At 61.2% G+C, this 17,580-nt stretch carries 14 protein-coding genes; 8 read left to right on the plus strand and 6 right to left on the minus strand.

Annotated features, from left to right (window positions below):
• Window positions 1–83: 83 nt before the first annotated feature.
• The 5 genes from HMPREF3055_RS00720 to dacB form a co-directional block, all read right to left on the minus strand.
• Window positions 84–815 (minus strand): metal-dependent transcriptional regulator, encoded by a 732-nt coding sequence (locus HMPREF3055_RS00720; RefSeq protein ID WP_005504316.1) that lies wholly within the window; start codon window positions 813–815, stop codon window positions 84–86.
• A gap of 218 nt (window positions 816–1,033) precedes the next feature.
• Window positions 1,034–1,654 carry a hypothetical protein gene (locus tag HMPREF3055_RS00725; protein WP_005507641.1) on the minus strand — a complete coding sequence of 207 codons (621 nt, stop codon included), beginning with the start codon at window positions 1,652–1,654 and terminating at the stop codon, window positions 1,034–1,036.
• A 241-nt stretch (window positions 1,655–1,895) separates the two neighbouring features.
• Complete coding sequence (locus HMPREF3055_RS00730) at window positions 1,896–3,137, minus strand: MFS transporter (protein ID WP_070665589.1); 1,242 nt, start codon at window positions 3,135–3,137, stop codon at window positions 1,896–1,898.
• Window positions 3,138–3,602: 465 nt separating this feature from the next.
• Entirely contained in the window at window positions 3,603–6,749 is a 3,147-nt protein-coding gene (locus HMPREF3055_RS00735; RefSeq protein ID WP_070737358.1) for a DEAD/DEAH box helicase, read from the minus strand.
• A gap of 175 nt (window positions 6,750–6,924) precedes the next feature.
• Window positions 6,925–8,460, minus strand: a complete 1,536-nt coding sequence (gene dacB, locus HMPREF3055_RS00740) for a D-alanyl-D-alanine carboxypeptidase/D-alanyl-D-alanine endopeptidase (protein WP_070737361.1) — start codon at window positions 8,458–8,460, stop codon at window positions 6,925–6,927.
• A gap of 331 nt (window positions 8,461–8,791) precedes the next feature.
• Between dacB and ppa the strand changes: the two genes are divergently transcribed.
• The 8 genes from ppa (at window position 8,792) to HMPREF3055_RS00780 (ending at window position 17,242) form a co-directional block, all read left to right on the plus strand.
• A complete protein-coding gene (ppa, locus tag HMPREF3055_RS00745; RefSeq protein WP_005504328.1) occupies window positions 8,792–9,277 on the plus strand; it encodes an inorganic diphosphatase in 486 nt (161 codons plus the stop codon).
• Window positions 9,278–9,510: 233 nt separating this feature from the next.
• On the plus strand, window positions 9,511–10,338 hold the full coding sequence (locus tag HMPREF3055_RS00750; RefSeq protein WP_049346262.1) for an S-layer homology domain-containing protein: 828 nt from the start codon (window positions 9,511–9,513) through the stop codon (window positions 10,336–10,338).
• Window positions 10,339–10,598: 260 nt separating this feature from the next.
• Complete coding sequence (locus HMPREF3055_RS00755) at window positions 10,599–10,823, plus strand: helix-turn-helix domain-containing protein (protein ID WP_005504337.1); 225 nt, start codon at window positions 10,599–10,601, stop codon at window positions 10,821–10,823.
• A gap of 32 nt (window positions 10,824–10,855) precedes the next feature.
• Window positions 10,856–11,989, plus strand: coding sequence for a tRNA lysidine(34) synthetase TilS (gene tilS / locus HMPREF3055_RS00760; RefSeq protein ID WP_070507317.1), 1,134 nt, complete (start codon window positions 10,856–10,858; stop codon window positions 11,987–11,989).
• Window positions 11,990–12,185: 196 nt separating this feature from the next.
• Window positions 12,186–12,737 (plus strand): hypoxanthine phosphoribosyltransferase, encoded by a 552-nt coding sequence (gene hpt, locus HMPREF3055_RS00765; RefSeq protein ID WP_005504342.1) that lies wholly within the window; start codon window positions 12,186–12,188, stop codon window positions 12,735–12,737.
• 296 nt (window positions 12,738–13,033) lie between these two features.
• The gene (gene ftsH / locus HMPREF3055_RS00770; RefSeq protein WP_070737364.1) at window positions 13,034–15,262 is read left to right on the plus strand and encodes an ATP-dependent zinc metalloprotease FtsH; all 2,229 of its coding nucleotides are present in this window, start codon (window positions 13,034–13,036) and stop codon (window positions 15,260–15,262) included.
• Window positions 15,249–15,833: a GTP cyclohydrolase I FolE gene (gene folE / locus HMPREF3055_RS00775; protein ID WP_049340467.1), complete on the plus strand. Its 585-nt coding sequence runs from the start codon at window positions 15,249–15,251 to the stop codon at window positions 15,831–15,833. The genes ftsH and folE overlap by 14 nt, the downstream gene beginning before the upstream one ends.
• A gap of 443 nt (window positions 15,834–16,276) precedes the next feature.
• On the plus strand, window positions 16,277–17,242 hold the full coding sequence (locus tag HMPREF3055_RS00780) for an Abi family protein (protein ID WP_005504348.1): 966 nt from the start codon (window positions 16,277–16,279) through the stop codon (window positions 17,240–17,242).
• 136 nt (window positions 17,243–17,378) lie between these two features.
• Here the strand turns inward: HMPREF3055_RS00780 and HMPREF3055_RS00785 are convergent, their stop codons facing one another.
• Window positions 17,379–17,570 carry a hypothetical protein gene (locus HMPREF3055_RS00785; protein WP_005504350.1) on the minus strand — a complete coding sequence of 64 codons (192 nt, stop codon included), beginning with the start codon at window positions 17,568–17,570 and terminating at the stop codon, window positions 17,379–17,381.
• Window positions 17,571–17,580 lie beyond the last annotated feature (10 nt).

Raw genomic sequence — 17,580 nt, forward strand, 5'->3', positions numbered from 1 at the left:
TACAGCGCTAGGCGGAGGCCCTTCATGGGACCTCCGCCTAGCGCTATTTTCTGAAATTCTAGGGTGCCGCTACCGCCCTGTATCTAGCGCACCGTGCGGGACACGAACAGGGAGGCGGTCGCCTCCGCACCCAACGGAATAATGGTACCGCCGGGCTTCACCGCACCGGCCGCGTCCGTCTCGTGCAGGTTGCCGGAACCGGCACCGACCACGCTCACGTTCACCGCCTCCGAGAAGGGCGCACCCTCCTCAATGTGCAGGCGCACGCCGGGCACAAAACCGTGGCCCTGCAGGTAGCGCAGCAGGCGCGGGTCGTCATCGTTGATGCGTTCGAGCACGACTGTTTCGCCGGGTTCGCACTGGCTCAGCGGCACGGTCTGCGGAAAACTAATATGCCCCGAAGAGTCCGGGATCGGGTCGCCGTGCGGGTCGCGGGTCGGGTGCCCCAGCAGGGTGTCGATGCGGTCCACCATGAAGTCGGATACCGCGTGCTCCAGAACCTCCGCCTCGTCGTGCACACGGTCCCAGGTGTAGCCGAGGGTCTCCACGAGGAACGTCTCAATGAGGCGGTGGCGGCGAATCATCGCCAGCGCGTAGGAGCGGCCGGTTTCAGTGAGCTCAATAGCGCCGTAGGGCTGATGCTCAATCAGGTCGGCGGCGGCGAGGCGCTTGAGGCCGTCAGATACCGAAGAAATGCGCAGGCCCATGCGTTCTGCCAGGGCGGATGCGGTGGCAGGGGTTTTGGTCCATTCTTCGAGGCTCCAGATTTCCTTGAGGTAGTTCTGGGTGCTGACGGAAAGTTCTGAGAGAGGCATAAAGATAAGTCTACCTTTTCTCTGGTTTTGCCCGTCGAGCTGCAGGGTATTCAGCGCGGGTTTAAAAAGCGTCCCGCCCGGATAGTTCACCCCTGGCAGGGGGCGACCATCACGGGCGGGATCAGGTGTTCGGTTCCGCGCTGGCAGGCACTAAAGGCTGGCAGGTACCAGGTACGAAGGCTGACAGGCGCGAAAGAATGAGGGGGGCGCGGCGGCGGTTAGGTGGCGCGGCGGCGCGAACGGTCAATACGGGTCAGCAGCTCGATGAGCGCACCGCGTGCCGCCTGCTCCTCATGCCAGAGGGAGCGGACGAGGGTGCGGCTGACCGCCTGGGTGGTGATGCCGAGTGCGGTTGCGGCGGCCTTCTGCTGGCCGCGTACGCCGGGTACGAGCAGGTTTACTACGCGCCATTCGGCGTCGGTGCGGTCGGCGCATACGCGGTAGAGCAGGCGTGCGGAGCCTGCGGCGAGGTCGGCGAGGTGGCGGTTGTCGGCGCTGACGCTGATGCAGCGTACGGGTGCGCCTCCTTGTGCTTCTTCGACGGCGAGACGTGAGAATTCGAGGGCGTCGCCGGTGCAGTCGGTGGTGCTGACGGCGCCGAGTGCGCCTGCGAATCGGGGGATGTTGAGCTCGCCGATTCCGATGCCGACCCAGAAGCCGTTATCGCGCGCGGCAATGAGCGCCGCGTGGAGTGCGTCGCTGGCGCGGTCGAAGGCGCCCTGAATTTCGTCAGGGTATGTCTGGGCGAAGGCAACACGCGGGTTGAGCTTTGCGAGTTCGTCCGACAGTGCAGTGAGTGAGTGCTGTGCGGAACGTTGAATAAAGGTTAGAACGAACACCTTCCTATTATGCCGTAAAACCTTCAACAAGCGGCGTAAGGTTCGCCGTAATACCGGCAACATTTAAACCCCTAAAAATGCGCATTGATAAGGGGAATTATCGTGAGCGTGCACTGTGTGCAGAAATCCTCGAAAGGACGTAGAACACCCCCGAAAGGAAAATAATTTTCATGCAAGTGCACGTTGAATTATTCGCTTTCGGGGGCGTTGAGTGGGGTTGATAGACGGGGCTACCGCGGAACTACTGTGCGTTCGTTACCTGCGAGATATGGGGCAGCTGACGCAGCGGCTTCTGGAATACCATCACCACCAGCGACAGGAAAATGAACACCGCGTAGAACAGCGCCGTGTACGTAATACCCCAATCAACAATGAGGAACCCTGCCAGCAGAACAGCCAGCGGGGTGAGCGCCATGTTCGGGATGCCCTGCACCGAGTGCACGCGACCGATCATGTGCTCCGGGGTGGATGCGTTAATGTACGCAATGATGCTCGAGTTGAAGGAGGGAAGCACAATACCCGCCAGCACAATCAGCAGGCACACCGCCCACAGCATCGAGTGAACCACCGGCAGCAACAGGTAGCAGGCCGACATGATGGCCAGGGAGGTGATACCGAGCGGGCCGAGTGCAAACTTCTCGGTCAGCGGGCCGACCAGGAACGAGCCAAGCAGCACACCCACACCGAAGGCGCTCGCGAAGATGCCGATGAAGAGCGGGTGTGCGCCCTCCAGGGTGTAGTAGTAGATGAAGGTGAGCGGAATGCCGACCGTTCCAAAGTTCGCAAGTGTTGAAACGAATGCAATGGACACCAGCACCTTGTTCTTCAGGATGTACTCGAAACCGGCTTTTGAGTCCTGCCAGAAGCTGGTTTTCTCGCCTTCCTCCTCTTCTGCGGGGTGCCGACTAGCGCCGTAACTCTTGGGTGCGACGATGAATGCCAGCAGGTTGACGACCGCGTGAACTGCGGTCATGAGTACAGTCGAGAAGCCGATAATGATGCCTGCGACCGGGCCGCCCAACAGGTTAGCGGTGGACTCGCGCGTCTCACCCATACCGGAGGCGTACCCCAGATGTTCCTTGGGGACTACGCGGGTGATGATGGACTGTTCACTCGGGTAGTCGAAGGTGGAAATGATGGCGGCGAGAGAAATCGTGATCACCAAAACGTAAATGTTGGTGACGTTGAAAACGAGGTAGAGAAGAATCGCTATCCAGGACAGTGACTGACCGATACAGGACAGCGCCAGGCACTTTGAGGGGCCGATTCTGTCGACCCATGTTCCAGATACTGCTCCGGCGCAGGTGGCGAGAACACCTGCGACGAAGAGGGTGATACTCGCAGCTTCGGGGGAACCGGTCAGCGCCAGGATAATGATGGGCGTGGTGATATAGCTCATCGAGTCTGAGAGCTGGTTGGCTCCAATGGCGAAGAGAGTATTTCGAAAATCTCTATTCTTGAGTAGCTCGGTGTTGACACTCATGGGGGACCTCCACGATGGGGTTTATGGTGTCGCGCGGCGTGCAATCCGTCGTGCGTAGTTCGTTGTGCGCAATTGTATGAGTGAATATCCCGACAGTCGGCTGTGCCTGCCTGTATTCGTCTGTTTTCGCCTGTGCTCGCCGATCATGACGGGCCCGCCGATCATCACGGGGTGGTTGAGGATGCACGGGGCGGCTCATCGGGAACCCCCGCACAAGAAGTGTGTCGCGCGATACTTTAGATTCTATAAGAGATGTGAATCATATACATGAACGCTAGTTGAAAAACTTTCCTCATTTTGAGCATTGACATTAGGGTTAGGGTGACTACAATTCAGTCTTGGTGCTTCCGCCCAACCGAACCCTGAAATAACCCGATTGAACCCGATTCCGGGCACGCCAAAGACGCCCGCAACGCAGCGGGCAGGGGAGTGTAGAAGAGCGCAGAATAAGGGCTGCACTAGGTGCTACTCCACCAGGCCCGCGAAGCCCGACAGAGCCAGCACCTCCTCAACATCCTGCGGCACCGAACGCGCCACCCACGGCGAATGCACCAACACCGCCTGCCACTGACCGCGCGACACCGCCACATTCAAACGATTCGGCGACAGCACAAACCCGGCACCGCGCCCAGAATCAACCCGCGACGATGCCAACGACACCAGCACCACCGCAGCCTCCTGACCCTGGAACTTATCCACCGTGCCCACACGCACGCCAGCACCCGAAGAATCCGCCAAACCAGCAGCAATCAGCGCCTCACGCACACAATCAACCTGCGCGTTATACGCCGCCACCACAATGCAATCCTCCGCCGTCAACGGGCGCGGCTCAGCATCAGCCGCCGGAACCCACTCACGACCCAACAACTCGCGCACGCAATCCACCACCGCCTGCGCCTCCTGCACAGAACGCACCGAACAACCCGCATGCTCCACCGGATACGACACCACACCCGGCGCAACACCCTGCAGGGCGCGACCAGCCGTAGCCGCCGCGCTCGCCAACGCGCCATCATAGGACAGCCACGAAACCCGCTCGCACAACGCCGAATCCATACGCCACGACTCGCCCAAGAAATAGCCAAAACGAGGATCCAGCGCCGCCGCCCCGTCAGACAACCAGCCCAACGCCGAAACATCCACCGGGTACGGGTGCACACCCGTCGAGACCTGCGGCAACTGCTGCGGATCGCCCAGCAGAAGCACCGAACGCGCCGCACGAGCCGCCGCCACCGTATTTGTCAGAGAGAACTGGCCCGCCTCATCAACCACCAGAACATCCAGCGACCCGGCAGGCACGCGACGCTCACTCACGTAATCCCACACCGTGCCGCCAAACAGCAGGCCGCCCGCACCAGAAATCAGCTCCACCAGCTCAGAATCAGACACCTCAGACCACGGGGCGTCCGGAATCACCGACTTGCCGCGCAGACGCACCGCACGCGAAACATCAAAACCATCACGGGCACAGCACGCCAACATAAGATTCTCAATCACCGCATGCGACTGAGCCACCACACCCACCTTCGCACCCTCAGCCACCAGACGCGCAATCACATGCGAGGCGAGGAAGGTCTTACCCGCACCCGGAGGGCCCTGAACCGCCACATAGGAATGGTCGAGAGCGCGAACCGCCGCGTGCACGGCATCCATCGTGGGCAGGTCAGAGCCGGAAAAATCAACCTCACGGGGTAGATTTTCTGCATTTTTGGCGTTTGAGGCGCCCTTCTTCAGGCGCGGCGCGCGGCGGAACAGCAAATCCGCGGAGGCGCTCTCCACCCCCGTCAGGGAAGCCGCCGCATCGAGCACGCTCGGCAGGGCGCGGGACGATGAGGGAGCCTCGGACGGCTCAGAATCTTCGCCGGGCACGGGGCCATTAAGCACGGGGTCGCTCGGCATGAGCGCGCCATCGAAAAGCAGCCCGTGCACATCAGCCTGCAGAGCCGCCTCAATCGTCGCCGTAGACACCGGATCGCCAGGACCAATACCCGAAGGCAGGGCACGGTGCGGCTCATCCTTCACGCGGATGCGCTCCTGCAGAAGCACCTCCAAGAACTCGCCAGCCGACTCTGCGCCAGCCGACTCGCCGGTCGACTTGCCGGACTCTGGGGCAGCCTCTTCGGGATCCGCAGAACCCTCAGATCCGGCACGGAAACCGCCCTGCGCCACCGCCAGCACACGCATGCCAAAGAAACCCGTCGCCGCCAACTCAGCGGGCACACGCTCACCCGGATTCGACGCACGGAAATAATTCACCTGCGACTCCATACGGTCCAGCGCAATCTGCGGGCTCAACCCCGCCTCATACGCACAAAAAACCGCACGGTCAGAGGGCGCAATCACCAGGCTCGGGTCAGCCTCAATTCGCGCACGCAACAGGCGCACCTGCGCGCCGCGCACACGATACCAGCCGGGGGCATCTTCGACCTCGGCGGGCTCCTTCATGGCGGCGGCAAGCGCCTCCAGGTCTGCGGGGGTATTCAGAAGAGCATGCGCATGCTCCACCGAAAGCACCTGCACCCGATCAAGGTACGCATAATCGCGGCTCGCCACCCACGCCGTCGGGCCGTCCTCCAGACGGCGAATGTGCTCACGCCAGAACGGGGCACGCTCGCGGCGGTGATAATTCGTCATGGACAGCAACATCGCCGCCTCAAGCTCACCGGTACCCCAGCCGTGCTCCGCCGCGTGCTCCTCCAGGGATGCGAGCTGGGCATCTAGCAGGCACTGCAGGCGGTACTGTTCGCTGTCGTTCTCCACCGCGGCGGGCACCCTGTACATGACCGGGTGCTCCTCAGTTGCGGGGTCTTCGGCGGTATCTTCGGCAGTGTCTTCGGTGACGAGCTCCGGGGCGTCGGTCGCGAGGGCAAGAGATGCCGCCGCGTTCAGACACGCCGGGCACTCGTCGCAGGTCAGAAAATACGGGATGCGCTCGGCAAGTTCCGCCGGTTCTACGCCCTCGTTCAGCGCCTCGGTGAGCAGCAGGAGGCGCTGCTCCTGCAGGCGAATCAGCGGCAGAATACGTGCCGAATCAACCCGGTGAGGTTGAGGAACGGGGGAGTGGTGCTCAGCGTACTCAGTGGGTTCCGATTCGGACCCCGCGCTGTACTCATCCACGCCGTGCTCCAGATGAAGGTCGAGGCGCGCGGCATTCTTGGTGTTCTCGGCGCTCTCGGTTGCACTAGCGGTCAGCAGGTGCGCCGCCAGGGCACCGCGCAATAGCGCCCGATACGCCGCCTCACCCAGGTGCGGGGTGCAAACGATTAGGGCGGTATTGCTCTCGGCGGTGCTGTCCGCAACCGGGCAGTCGAGGCGGTCGAGCTCCACCGTGTAGGTCAGCCCCGCCGCGGAGGTCGCCACCAGGGGCACCGGGCGCGCCGTACCACCCGCATGCTCACTGCTGACTACTCCACTGCCAACTACTGCACTGCCGATCATTCCTCCGGCGGTCAGCGCTCGCAGGCACTCGCGGTACGCTTCGCGGGCGCGCTCGGACTTCTCGGGGGCTGGGCGTGCAGACTGCTTCTGCGCACGCTCTCGAAGCTCGGTGTAGAGCCGCAACTCGCAGGCGGAGGTGGCGGTCAAATCAGCGAGGGTGAAGGTGAGGTTCATGGCGACTTTTCTGCTGGAGGAGAGAGAAATAGGGCGGGTGTGAAACCCTGCCGGGTGAGCGGGCGCGAGCCCCGGTGGAGAGAGGTGTGAGTACCCTACGCCACCCCTCGCCCCGAGAGGTTGATTTTCAGGTTTCACGTGAAACACTACAGAAAATCAACCTGCACGGGATGATTTAGGGGGTCTTTAGTGCTTCCGCAGTAGCTTCCGGCGCACTAGAAGCACTCGGCGCGGTCGAACGGTTCGCAATCGCCGCCGCGGCAGCGTCCACGCGTTCCTTCGCGGCGGGTAGCGCATCCGCACCGCCCAGATTGTTCAGAATAATCGCGAAAATCAGGCGGGTGCCGTCGGGTCGGGTCGCCACACCGCACAGCGAAGATACCGTGTACAGGGTGCCGGTCTTCGCCTGCACAAAAGTGCGTGCGTGCACGGCGTTCGCCGCACCAAAACGACCGGATAGGGTGCCGCTCACGCCCGCGACCGGGAACGTGCTCATCAGCTGCTCCGCATGCTCATCAGCATTCAGCAGAGCCACAACCTGCACGAGGGTTCGGGCGGTCACGCGGTCCGTTAAGGACATGCCGCACACGTCTGCCTGCACCAGGTTTTCAATGTTCACGCCGGCATCCACGAGTGCCTGGCGCACGGTCTGCTGTGCCGCTTCGCCGCTGCCTTCCTTACCTGCGGCAATGGCGGCGCAACGGCCGAGCACCTCGGCGAGGGCGTTGTCGGATTCGAGCATCATGTGTTGTGCCTGCTCCAGCAGGGTTGCCGATTCGACCGCGGCGATTTCAACTGCTTCCGCGGGGGCGGTGCGGCGCTCCGCGAGGGTGAAGCTCATGCCGGATTCCTTGCCGGCGGTGTTGAGCGCATCCACGAACGCCTGCTGGGCGGCAACCGCCGCATCATCCGGGCGCACCGGGTTGCTTGCGGTGGACTTGCCTGGCACCGTGTGCGATTCGAGCGCAATCGGGTGAATGGGCGTGATCTGGCCGGACGCCACGTCGGCGGCATCCCAGCCGGGGTTCACGCCGGGGCCGCTGAAGAAGGTGCCGTCAAGGTAGACGGGTAGCGCCGCGGTCGGCTTCTCGCCCTCGTTCAGCGCCTTCACGGTCAGCTCGGCGAGGGTGGTTAGGCCTGCGCGTCCGACAATCTGCTTCGGGTCAGAGGCGCCCGCGCCGAGCAGGGTGTCGCCGCCTGCCATGAGGTACAGTCCGGCGGAGTCGCGGGTGACGCGTGTGCGCAGGCGCGCCTGCAGGTTCGCGTAGTGGTTGAGTGCGAACAGGGTCAGCACCTTAAAAGTGGAGGCGGGTACGCGTGCGGTGTCGGCGTTGGCGGCGTAGAGGTCGGCGGGTGCGGTGGCCGCCTTGATGCTGGGCAGGTTCCCGTCCATGCCGGTGACGAGCAGGCTGTACTGCGGGTAGGTGTCGTCAGCGAAGAGCGCGGTAAGGGCGGCACGTAGTTGCTCCTGTTCCGCTTCGGTCAGTGCGGGTGCGAGGGTCGGGGTGGCGCTCGGGGTTGCGGAGGCGGTCGCCTCGGCGGTGCCGGTGGGGCTGCCGGTTGCGCTGCCGGTGGGGCTTGCGGAACCTTCGGGGCGTTTCTGTTCGGTTGCGGCGGATCCGCAGGCGGTGAGGAGGAACATGCCACCGAGGGTGAGGGCGGCGCGGCGGGTGAGGGTGGTGGTCTGGGTGTTGTGCTTGTTGGAAGGCATCTTTTGAGCATAGCGGGCGGATGGGGTGCCTATCGAATTTACGCGCCGGTGCTGGGATGCTCATGCCGTGCTCCTGCTGCCCCTTATAACCCCTATCTGACCTGTCCGGCATGGTGGCGGGGTGCGGCGGCGGGGTGTGCTGGCGGGCGCGGGACTAGGCGGAATGTTAACTGTGGTGTGAGCGTGGTAAATTACGCTGGTTTTGGCGCCAAATACGCGGTTTCGGTGTGCGTGAACGGGTTACAATGGGTGAGTTCAACACCTAACTTTCGCACCTTGCGCGCCGAAGTCGCCGCGAAAGTGACTCTAACTCACGAGAAAGAAGGTTCCGATGGAACTCGACGTCACTATTGAAATTCCCCGCGGCTCCCGCGTGAAGTACGAAGTGGACCACGAGACCGGCCGCCTGCGCCTGGACCGTGTGCTGTTCACCTCCATGCAGTACCCCACCGCTTACGGCTACTTCGAGAACACCCTCGGTGAGGACGGCGACCCGCTGGACGCAATGCTGATCCTGGACGTTGACGTTGTTCCCGGCGTGCTGGTTGAGTCCCGCCCGGTCGCAGTGTTCAACATGACCGACGAGGCTGGCGGCGACGCTAAGGTTCTGTGCGTTCCCACCGACAAGCGCTACGACCACATCAAGTCCCTGGCTGATGTTCCGGAGCAGCTGAAGGCTGAGATTCAGCACTTCTTCGAGCGTTACAAGGACCTGGAGCCCGGCAAGTGGGTTAAGGGCGAGGGCTGGGAAGACCTGGCTGCTGCTGAGAAGATGGTCCAGGAGGCTATCGACCGTTTCGCAGCTGAGGGTCACTAAGCTGCCGCACCGTTAGGTGCACCCGGTTTTTATCAGGGGGGCGTGTTCCCCGTGTCTGGTTTGTGCGAGTTTTCGTGCGTGCTGGAGGCGGTGGGCACGCCCCCTTTTTGTTGTGTCTTTCGCCGCATCTGCCTGCACGCCGGGCGTAGTTGATTGCGCGAGGTGCAGATTCCGGGTATGGTCAAAGGGATTCACTCTTCTTCTACTCTCACACCTTTCACCGAGGATAGAAAATGAAGAAAAACCTTTCGACCCGTGGTGCGGCGGCACTGTTGGCGCTGACTATGGGGTATATGGGTCAGGGCGTAGCCCAGGCGGCATACATTCAGCCGAAATCTGCACAGCCTGTTGAAGAGCTAGAGTTTGATGTTAATTGTTTTGGCATGCACTTCTATTACGGCGCAAACATGATGACCAATTTGCACTGGGCGGAGTGTACCGGCCTGATTACGAAGAAGCAGGTTGTTGGGCTGGCCCGAACCCGTGAAGATAAGTTGCCGAACGGGGTCATGACCATTTCGCGTGGTCGCTTGCTGGAGTACCTGTACCATCTGGCGGGTTCACCCGAGGTGAAGAACCTGCCGGAGAAGTCCCCGTACACCGACCTGACTCCGGGTGATGCTCGTTATAAGGTTGCTATTTGGGCGACCCGTGTGGGTTTGACCACCGGTTGGTCTGACGGCTCCTTCCACTATGACACTCCGGCGAGCCGTGGCGCCTACTTTACCTTCCTTTATCGTGCTGCGGGTAGCCCCAAGGTGGCTCTGGAATCTCTGGATAAGGCGAATGCTGTGCGTGCGGAGAAGGGTGCTGCCCCCATTAAGGAGGGTAGTGAGTTGCATCGAGCAATGAGCTGGATGTATCAGCATGCGCTGGCGAAGGGGGAAGAAGTCCGGGCGTATGACACTGGTTTCCTCACTAACGGGTACACGCCGTGGGATTTCAATGAAACACCAGATTTCTATTACGCTTCGTACCGCACTATTTTCACCCCTCTCATGGTTCTTGATTACCATGAAGAGCTGGCACCGATTGTGGCTCGTCTGCAGTCGCTGTCCTAGTGGCAGGTGAGCGGAGGGCTTGCTGGGGGCGTGTTTCCCGTGTCTGGTTCGTGCGATTTTTCGTGCGTACTGGAGGCGGTGGGCACGCCCCCTTTTGCTGTGCTCCTTGATTGTGTTCGGAGGTTCCTTGGAAGGACATGTGTAACCGAACTATTCTTCGGAAAACAGCCTCGGAGGGCTTCTTGGGGTGCTAATATGGGCATATTACGAAGAATAGTTCGTATAATCTGAGGTTCTGTAGCGGTGAGGAGGGGACATCCATGGCATTCGACGCAACGGGGTTCGCACAGGAATTTGGTGCGCAGGTTCGCGCCGTCCGCAAGTACGAAAAAATCACCCAAATGGAGTTGGCGTGGATGGTCGGGCTCAGCGATAAAACAATCCGCGATATTGAGCGTGGGTTGCCCGGCCCGTCAATTGGTGCGGTCCTCAAAGTCGCCCAAGAGCTCGGTATCGAGCTGGCTATCACCAACCCCCTCACCTAACCCCTCCCGCACACCTATATAAAGGAACCACCATGCAGAATGGACGCGCAGGACGCCTGCACCCCGCCGTTGGCACTGCCCGCCGCCACCTCGCCGCCGCCCTCGAAAAGCTCCTCGGCGCCGGAAGCATCAAAGCCACCGGACGCTCCCGCACCGCCTCCACCGCGGACGCCGCCGACCTGCCCCTGCTCCTGGTCGCCTGCAGCGGCGGCCCCGACTCCCTCGCGCTGGCAGCCATTGCCGCACACTTCGCTCGCCGCGGCGACGTGCGCGTAGGCGCCATCATCGTCGACCACGGCCTGCAAGAAGACTCCGCCGCGGTCGCCGCGCAGACCGCGCAGACCCTCACCGACCTGGGGCTTCACCCCGTCATCACCGAAAAAGTGCAGGTTCCCGTCGGCAACATGGGCCCCGAAATGGCGGCGCGTACCGCCCGCTACACCGCCTTCACCAAAGCCGTTGAAGCCACTGGCGCCCGCGCCGTACTACTCGGCCACACCCTCGACGACCAGGCAGAAACCGTGCTACTCGGCCTAAGCCGCGGCTCCGGCACACGCTCCCTTGCCGGTATGCCGCCCGTGCGCGTCGAAGGGGGCGTCACCTACCTGCGTCCCTTCCTCGGCCTGCGCCGCACCGACATGCTCGACATCTGCGACGCCGAAACCCTCACCCCCTGGATCGACCCGACCAACACCGACGAAACCCTCATGCGTGCCCGCATCCGCCACAGCGTGCTGCCCTACCTGGAGGAGCACCTCGGCGGGGACGTCGCCCGCTCCCTGGCGCGCACCGCCTCCGTAGCTGGCCCCGACGCCGAATACCTCGACGAGCAGGCACAGGTAGCCTACGAGCAGGCACTCCTACCCGCCGGAACCGCCGTGCGCGGCATCGAACGTGAGGATGCCGTGCTGCTGGACCGTGCGCAGGTGGCGGCGCTACACCCGGCGCTGCGCCTGCGTGTGCTTGCGACCGCCTGCAAGACCGCCGGGGGAGAGAACCCCGGCTTCGAGCGACTGCAGGCGCTGGACTCTTTCACCGCCGAATACGCGGTGGCTGGGCCCGTTCAGATGCCCGGCCATGTGAGCGCGTACCGCCGCCGCAAAATTGTGCATCCGGCAACCGGTGAACGCCTGGACGTGCTCGTATTAGTGCCAACCCGACCCTAACTAGGTGCCCAGCTAGGTGCCTGTGGAGCCCCCTCAGCACACACTATCTGCGTGGTGAGGTGCGCCGCGGCGCCGTTTTAAGCCATACTTAAAGCGAACACCATCCACATTATCCGCCGTGGGAAGGCATGAAACCCCGCACCCGGGGCCCCCGGCGGAGGCGCAGAGCGTCTAAAAGAATACGAAGGAATACATCGTGCAGGCTATCGACGTGCAGGACGATATCAAGAACGTTCTCTTCAGCAAGGAAGAGATTAACGCGAAGGTCGCCGAACTGGCGGCGCGCATCGACGAAGACTACGCCGGTAAGGACGTGCTGTTGGTGGGTGTTCTCAAGGGCGCCATCATGATCATGGCTGACCTTTCCCGCGCTCTCAAGGGCCACTACACCATGGACTGGATGGCTGTTTCCTCGTACGGTTCCGGCACCAAGTCCTCCGGCGTTGTGCGTATCCTCAAGGACCTGGACACCGACCTGGTGGGCCGCAACGTCCTAATCGTTGAAGACATCATTGACTCCGGCCTGACCCTCGCATGGCTGCAGCAGAACCTGATTTCTCGCGGCGCAGCTTCCGTTGAGATTTGCACCCTGCTGCGCAAGCCCAAGGTCGTCAAGGCTGACGTTGAGGTCAAGTACGTCGGCTGGGACATCGAGCCCGAGTTCGTTGTTGGTTACGGCCTGGACTTCGCTGAGAAGTACCGCAACCTGGACTGCGTCGCAACCCTGCACCCGCACGTTTACTCCTAAGCCTTCACCTCAGCAACCCTGCTGTAGGTGGTTACGCCCCGCCTCCTCACGCTTGTGGGGGAGCGGGGCGTTGCTGTACCCGCCGGTGGATGTACGTGGAGGCGGATGTACCCGCCGCGGAAGATGCACTTTCACCCCCGCCGAGTGCTACAACCCTTTAGCCCGCAGGTGAAATAGAGAAGCCCGGTACCTAGCCGCCCGCCGGGGTAGGGTACATTTAAGGTTGCATCGTTGGGTGTTCCGGCTGGCATGCCGCAACCCCCGACGGGTTACAGCCGCAACGTAAGGACAAAGCATTGGCGCAAACCCCCAATACTCCGCAGAAAGGCTCGGAGGGCTTCCTGAAGAAGCTGATTAACGGCCCCTGGTTCTGGCCGGGTGCAGCTCTCGTAATCATGCTGGCTTTCCTCATGGCCTCCTTCTTCACTCAGCCCTCGCGTCAGGTGGACACCAACGTGGGTCTTCAGCTGCTCAACGACCACCAGGTCAAGAGCGCAAAGATCTACGACGGCGACCAGCGCGTCGAGCTGCAGCTTAAGGACGACTACAAGAAGGGCAACGACAACTACGGTAAGTCGGTGCGCTTCTACTACGTGCAGCCCCGCGGCGACGAAGTTGCTAAGGCAATGGAATCCGCCGAGCTGGAAAGCTACACGGACCAGCCGGTTGAGCACAGCTTCCTGGGCTCCCTGGTGTCCCTGCTCCTGCCGATTCTGATCTTTGGTGCGCTCTTCTGGTTCCTGATGGGACGAGTCGGAGGCGGCTCCTCCGTCATGAGCTTCTCCAAGTCCCGTGCGAAGAAATTCACCAAGGACAAGCCAGAAGTCCGCTTCAGCGACGTCGCCGGTGTGGACGAGGCGCTCGCCGAGCTGGAAGAAGTCCGCGAGTTCCTGGCTGAACCCGAAAAGTTCACCCGCCTGGGTGCCAAGATCCCCAAGGGCGTTCTGCTGTACGGTCCTCCCGGCACCGGTAAGACCCTGCTCGCCAAGGCTGTGGCGGGCGAGGCTGGCGTGCCGTTCTACTCGATTTCTGGCTCTGACTTCGTTGAAATGTTCGTGGGTGTGGGTGCGTCCCGCGTGCGCGACCTGTTCAAGGAAGCGAAGAGCGACCCCGCCGCCATCGTCTTCGTCGACGAGATTGACGCTGTTGGCCGCCGCCGCGGCGTCGGCATGGGCGGCGGTAATGACGAGCGTGAGCAGACCCTGAACCAGCTGCTGGTTGAGATGGACGGCTTCGACGGCAACTCGAACGTCATCGTCATTGCTGCAACGAACCGACCCGACGTTCTGGACCCGGCGCTGCTGCGTCCCGGCCGTTTTGACCGTCAGATTGGTGTGGACGCCCCCGACATGCAGGGCCGCGAACACATCCTGCGCGTTCACGCCGCAGGCAAGCCGATTGCTAACACCGTTGACCTTGCTCAGGTTGCTAAGCGCACCCCCGGCTTCACCGGTGCTGACCTGGCGAACGTCATGAACGAGGCGGCTCTGCTGACCGCCCGCGATAACGGCAACGTGATTGACGACCGCGCTATCGACGAGGCAATCGACCGCGTCATGGCTGGTCCGCAGCGTTCCTCGCGCATCATGAACGAGCACGAGCGTAAGGTCACCGCATACCACGAGGGCGGTCACGCCCTGGTCGCGGCGGCACTGCGTAACTCCGCGCCGGTCACCAAGATTACGATTCTTCCGCGTGGTCGCGCCCTGGGTTACACCATGGTCATGCCGCAGGACGATAAGTACTCCACGACCCGCCATGAACTGCTTGACCAGATGGCGTACGCGATGGGTGGCCGTGCGGCTGAGGAAATCGTCTTCCACGACCCGTCCACCGGTGCGTCTAACGACATTCAGAAGGCAACCGACACCGCCCGCAAGATGGTTACCGACTACGGCATGAGCGCTGTGATTGGTTCCGTGAAGCTCGGCGGCGAAGACACCGAACCGTTCCTCGGTGGCGGCGGCGCTTCGGCACGCAACTACTCCGACGCGACCGCGGCAAAGGTTGACGCTGAGATCCGCGCCCTGCTGGAGCAGGCACACGATGAGGCGTTCCAGATTCTGCTGGAAAACCGCGATATTCTGGACCGCCTGGCGTTCGCCCTGCTCGAGAAGGAAACCCTGCTCGAAAACGAGATTGCCGAAATCTTCAAGGATGTTCGCAAGCGCCCCGAGCGTGAGCACTGGTACTCCAAGCCGACCCGCGAGCGTACCGACATCCCGCCGGTAAAGGCACCGAGCGAGCTGGCTCAGGAGGCGCAGAAGGCTGAGGAAGCACCTGCCGAGGCGCCGGCAGCTCCTGCTACGGCACCTACTGTTCCGGTAGCACCGGCTGCACCCGCGCAGCAGGTTCCGGTAGCACCTACGCAGCCGTTGCCGCCTCAGGTGCCCCTCATCAACCCGGACGCCGACCCGACCGTCGCAATGCCCACCCAGCAGTACCCGAACTACCCCGCCCCTCCGGCGCAGCGCCCGGAGAACGGCACCCCGAACCAGAATGGAGCAGAGAATGAGCGAGGTTAAGAACGCCGTTGACCAGCCGCGTATTGAGGCTGCCGTCCGTGAGATTCTGCTCGCGATTGGTGAGGACCCGGACCGTGACGGTCTGCAGCAGACCCCTGCACGTGTGGCGCGCGCCTACGCGGAGTTCTTCTCGGGCCTGCACCAGGACGCCGGCGAGATTCTGGGTACGACCTTCGACATCGCCCACTCTGAGATGGTGCTGGTGAAGGACATTCCCTTCTACTCGACCTGTGAGCACCACCTGGTGCCGTTCCACGGCGTGGCGCATGTGGGTTACATTCCCGGCCCGGACGGTAAGGTGACCGGCCTGAGCAAGCTCGCCCGCGTGGTGGACCTGTACGCTCGCCGCCCGCAGGTGCAGGAGCGTCTGACCACGCAGGTGGTGGAGGCTTTGGAGGAGCACTTGAACCCGCGCGGTGCGATTGTGGTGATTGAGGCTGAGCACATGTGCATGTCGATGCGCGGTGTGCGTAAGCCGGGCGCGAAGACCGTGACCAGCGCGGTGCGCGGTGCGCTGATGAACGGCGCAACCCGTGCGGAGGCGATGAGCCTGATCTTCTCGCAGCGCTAAGCGCATGGAATGAGCATATAGCTATGCGTGCGACAGGGGGGGCAGGATTCTAAGGAATCCTGCCCCCTGCGCTGTGTAGCCGCATTTGTTGGGCTGTATGACGAGAGCCCTTGCGTGAAGAGCATCATCAGCTGTAGAGTAGTACCACTAGTACCGGCACCACTCCTTCGGGAGTACAGGACCGGTCTTCTTTTTAACAACGCTACATATCGCGTTCTTTACGTACCGTTGTTAGCGCAAGCATGGCTGTTCCTCGCCTCATCTGAAACGAAACAACCGCGACCGGTTCCTCCCCTCATGGGTCCAGGACCGGTCATCGTTTTTAAATGATTGCCTTAGCAATACAGATGGCTTACATGTCGTGTAGGTACACCCTTAATATCCTTATATTGATATTATTAAAGAGTTCCAATGATGAAACGACATTAAGTAATGGATAGTGCATGCCTTCAATCGTAAAACCATTTAAAACATATGAACAGCAGGTTGGAATCTTGCGGCAGCGAGGTATGCTCGTAGGTTCGCAAGAACGTGCTGTTCATGTCCTCGAGCGTGTTAGTTACTACCGTCTGAGTGGTTACTACTATTCGTTTCGGCGGTCGTCGGGAAGCGGGCAGCGCTTGGATACTTTCGTGCCCGGAACGGTCTTTGAAGATATTGTGGCCCTGTATGAATATGACCGTAATCTTCGGTCTATTGCGTTTTCGTACTTCTCGCAGTTTGAGGTGTATTTGCGGTCTCGTCTAGGGAATTTACTGGGGGAAGTGGATCCACTCATATACGAGGATGAAGCCCGATGTGACCTTCAAGGTAGTAAAAGGCGCACTGCTTGGAATAGATTCACGAGAAAAAGCGAACAACTTATTCGTACTTCTGAGGAAGAATTCGTGAAGCATCACCGTGAGCAATACGGCGGGAAGTTGCCTGTGTGGGTAGTGGTGGAAGTTCTAGATTTAGGGGCTCTGCAGAATCTGTATTTGGTCTCCCCGCCAAATATTCGGCGAGATATCGCGAAAGCTCTGGGGTGTACTGACCCCCAACTGGAAACCTGGATTAACTCGCTGCGGGTAATGCGCAATATTTGTGCGCATCAAAGTAGGTTCTACAATAAGCTGCACCCAGAGCCTCGCTTGCCGCGTGTGTTGAGAGGTGGAAGAGTTGAGAGCCCTGAAATCCGTGAGGTTGTTGACCTATTTGGTGTGCCACAGGCTGAAGAGAACCATAAGATGTGTAAAACCTTCGGCATGCTCACCCTCCTCAAATATCTGATGGATCAGGGTGGAATCGGAGACACGGAATCTCTAACGCGGATCCTGAAGGAGCGTCCTAATATTTCCGTTCCTGGAGTTGATATCTCCCGGGCAATGGGTATACCGCAAGGGTGGGAAGAAACCCGTTTGTGGAGCTAAGGTTTTCACAGTTTATAAGCACACTAAAAGGGGCGGAGGTTTTCACCTCCGCCCCTTTTGCTGTGCGGTTGTGTCCCTCGGAGCCGCCGGCACCGGCAATGGTGCCGCACAGACCCCGAAGAAGACTCAAAGACCCTTAGTGGGCTTCATTCTTATCGTCCCAACCCAGCGCAAGAGTCACAATCAGGCCCACAGCAATAAAGCCGCAACCGGTTGCGGTGCCGAAAGCAATCCAGCGGACCGCGGGGGCGCCTTCAGCAAGCACAATGGTCACAAGCGCAGCAAGAGCCACCAGGGACAGGATCCAAGCGCCGGTCTTCATATTCACGATGAGTCAC

Origin of the sequence: Rothia sp. HMSC061C12 (assembly GCF_001815755.1) — a bacterium.
GTDB classification, from domain to species: Bacteria; Actinomycetota; Actinomycetes; order Actinomycetales; family Micrococcaceae; genus Rothia; species Rothia mucilaginosa.